The sequence below is a fragment of the Megamonas sp. genome, from assembly GCF_986095205.1.
The window spans coordinates 1-3860 of record NZ_CFQVBI010000022.1; the positions used below are offsets into that span (position 1 = coordinate 1).

The window sequence follows — 3860 nt, forward strand, 5'->3', positions numbered from 1 at the left end:
AAACAATGATATCGAATCATTGTTTTTTAGCGAGCTTATATCCCCATAAATAAATTTAGGGGCTTTACGCTCGCATTTGGTAATTTTTATTTATTAATCAATTAACTTATTTAGATTAAAGCCATCATTATTTTTCACGGCTTCATATACGTTAACCTTTGCTATACTATCATGAATTTTGATGTAATGTTTTATTTTAGCCATTAAATCTTTATTTTCTGTTCTTATAATCAAATTCGGAATTATATATTTTTGCAATAAAACAACAAATTCAGCATATAAATCCTGCCAAGTATTATTTAAATAACTTTCAGGCTCTTTAAAAACAATTATTTTAGGTTTTGCCCATTTATGACCACAAAAGAAATATCGTTCTAATAAGATTTTAAAATCCACAAAGCATCGTAAATCTCTAGGAGCATCTGTCATATTAATTTTTTTATTTAAGTATTTATAAACAAGATAATATTCTTCATTTGAATCTTTTTCAATACTATCTACTACTTTATCTAAAATATCATAAAATTTATTAATTATATCTTCATTGATACCATAAACTTCTAGATTTTCTCTATCAGATACATCATTTATCAAAGAAACACTATTTCCATTTGATACAAAACAAACTTCTAATACTCTTTTATATAATTTTTTCTCGCTATAAGTGAAGTCTTTTCTATAACCATTTGTTAGGATATCACAAATACCCAACGACTCCATGTTCATTACTGCATTACTTTTATTTGAAACTTTTATTTCTATGCATTGACGCTCCTCCTGTATAAATCTTTTTATCTTATCATCTTCAATAAATTCTATTTGCATATCGCTATTTTCAAAAGAAACCTTAGGCATAAATTCTGTTTTTATCTTTGTTTTAACTATCTCTATGAAACTTTGCTGTAATTTATTATGTAATAACTGGTTTATCTTATCTAAATAATCTTTGATATTTATTTGTTTTGCTATTGATGATTTCTGATTTAAGATAGTATCAAATATATTTAAAATCTCTCTAATTTCTTCTTCTATAGTATTATACAAACGAACTTTTTTTCTAAGCTCTCTATCAAATTTATTAAATAAATATAACTTATTTGTATTTGATAAAGAATTAAAACTATCATTTTCTGTACATATTTCAACAACTTCAAAGGCTCTATGCTCATATAACTTATCTACATAATGACTCAATAAGATATCGCTACAAAAAATCACATTACCAATAATATCAGAAGGTACATTTTTTGAAGTTAAGATAATTGTTATACCTTCTAATTGCATGTCTGCTTTTTTTATCTTATCTACATTTTTTAATTTTATCTGCATAAGAAAACCTCCCATAGATAATATCAATCAACAAAATATACAATTTGCCTAAAACTATTTTTATCCTTTAATGCTTTTTCTAACAAATCATTTTTCTTTAACGCTACAAATAAAGCTACTGCTTCAGCCTGACAATTTAATGATTTTTGCGGATTAAATTCTATATCTGTAAATGCATCAAAATCCATGATTGCTTCTGCTAATTCTTTATTAGAAATTAAAGCATTTATATATAGCCAACTATAAAAAAAAGTTTTTGGTCGTGAAATAAATTCTTCTCCTTGAAAATTAAAACCTATTATAGAGCCACTAGTTTTTAATCTTTTATCTTTTTTAGCTTCTTTTGATGAAACATATAATAAATCAGTATATGGTCCACCTTTTTCAAAAACTTTACTTGCTTGAAAAGCTGCTTCTACCGAAAATAAATCTTCTCCATTTTTATTTTTTACCATTAAATTAAAAGCACTTAATGCAACACCTAATGGATTTTCCGATTTACTAGAGATTTCCAATATTTTACTATTGGGATTTGATACCATAAAAACTTCATGTAAACTTTTTATATTCTTTTGTTTTTGTTTTATGGAAGTACCCTTAGAATATTCAAAATCTATCATTTTACATTTACAATACGGTTTAGTATCTGAAACAATATAAACAGGTCTTTTTGCCATGATAAATACTCCTAATTATATTCAATAAAAATTTTTAAATATTCAATAATATACATACCTATAATAATAAATTCTTTTTTTATAATAAAATTCCTTTAAAAACATATGAAATATAAAATATTAAGCATGAACCATATATTATACAATTCATGCTTAATTATAATTTTTAAAAATATCAACTTATATTTTGAGATTTATTAGCAACCAAATTTACAAATTCAGCATTTGATATCGAAATACGATATCCATCTAAAGCATATAAAACATAATCTTCTATAAATATAATAATCGATTTTGGATTTAAAGCATATGATATATCTTTCATATCTTGAGAATACCATATTATTACTGTACCTTCTTTAAAATCTATTATTTCATCAGGCTCGCCATGTTCTTTTGACATTTCTTTTTTTACATTTTCATACTGTTCTGATGTTAGTTCTTTTATAAAAGGCATGTTTATTGCTATCAATCCATTGATAAAACTCTTAATCGTATTTGTATACTCTGATATCTTTTGACCATATAGCGAACTAAATTTTTCTGATGTTTCTATTTCCCTAATATATATATCCTTATGTTCAAATAAATTCTTCATTTTAGCCCTAGGTATATCTATAAACTCTAGTTCTGCTTCATATTCGCCTCTATAGTATGCCTCTAAATCTTCTATAAATTGGCGTTTTTCTTCTTCAGTAAGCTCGTCTTCACCATATGGAGCACAATCATATATATATCCATAGTCATATGTTGTTTCATATTTTTCTTTATCTAAATTTATCATAAGCTTTATTAAATCAATAATATCTATTACTAAATCGTATTTTCTAAAATATCTTAAAGCCTCAAAGATACATTGCATATTATATTTATATAAAATTTTAGTAAATTCTTTAGAGTTTAACGCATATAAATCAGACTCTACACGCCAAACTATTGTAACACCGTTTGTAAAATTTTTTATCTCATCATATTTACCATATTTTTGAGATAATTCCTCTTTTAAATTTTCAAATTGTTCAGGTGTCAATTCTTCAGTAAAAATATACTTTTCTGCCATTGCACCACCGCAAGAACAACATTCAACGCTAAAAACATAAGGCAAAATAGGATAACCAAAAACTGTTTGGGATGATATCTTTTTCTTCATAAGATATATTTCAAATTCATCTTTAAAAAAATTCTTCATATAATATAATTTAAAATCATTACATGGATAATTTTTATAATCACAATATTCAATAAAATCAAAAAGAGATGCAATTTTAGTTGTTGTTTCTTTGGTCATAATAAAAATCCTTTCAAAATAAAACTATAATCATAAATTCTCATTACATATTCCTAAAAAATCAAAACACAACATAAAATTTAAAAATCTTATAAAAATACTAAGCATGAACTACATATTTATATAATTCATGTTTAGTATAAAGATATATAGTAACTTATACAAATATTAAATTATACTTTTAGGAAGATTAGTAATAATATTTATAAAATCAATAATTGATATGGATATATTATATACATCTAAAACAGCTAAAACATCATTTTTTATAAATATTGTAACAAATTTTGAATTTAAAACATATAATCTTTTTTCATCTTCAAAATACCAAACAATCACTGTTTCCTCTTTAAAATTCTTTATTTCATTAGGTTCACCTTTTGGGAGATATTTCTTTTTTTACGCTCTCCTACTGTTCTGATGTCAATTCTTTTACCAAATGCGAGCGTAAAGCCCCTAAATTTATTTATGGGGATATAAGCTCGCTAAAAAACAATGATTCGATATCATTATTTTTTATTGTATTATATTTTTAACAGTTATATAATATTTTTATGAAATATAAA

At 24.1% G+C, this 3860-nt stretch carries 3 protein-coding genes; all 3 read right to left on the reverse strand.

The genetic code is table 11. The annotated features are described in order from the left end of the window. Positions 1–93: 93 nt before the first annotated feature. Entirely contained in the window at positions 94–1329 is a 1236-nt protein-coding gene (locus AC5LAX_RS03510; RefSeq protein WP_288908989.1) for a hypothetical protein, read from the reverse strand. Positions 1330–1352: 23 nt separating this feature from the next. After that, positions 1353–2006 (reverse strand): DarT1-associated NADAR antitoxin family protein, encoded by a 654-nt coding sequence (locus AC5LAX_RS03515; RefSeq protein WP_018998823.1) that lies wholly within the window; start codon positions 2004–2006, stop codon positions 1353–1355. Between the two features lie 175 nt (positions 2007–2181). Then, positions 2182–3294: a hypothetical protein gene (locus tag AC5LAX_RS03520; RefSeq protein ID WP_193526122.1), complete on the reverse strand. Its 1113-nt coding sequence runs from the start codon at positions 3292–3294 to the stop codon at positions 2182–2184. Positions 3295–3860 lie beyond the last annotated feature (566 nt).

Bases quoted from the DNA above. Each gene is read 5' to 3' on its own strand.
- AC5LAX_RS03520 (WP_193526122.1), bottom strand. From the start codon at position 3,294: ATGACCAAAGAAACAACAACTAAAATTGCATCTCTTTTTGATTTTATT.
- AC5LAX_RS03510 (WP_288908989.1), bottom strand. From the start codon at position 1,329: ATGCAGATAAAATTAAAAAATGTAGATAAGATAAAAAAAGCAGACATG.
- AC5LAX_RS03515 (WP_018998823.1), bottom strand. From the start codon at position 2,006: ATGGCAAAAAGACCTGTTTATATTGTTTCAGATACTAAACCGTATTGT.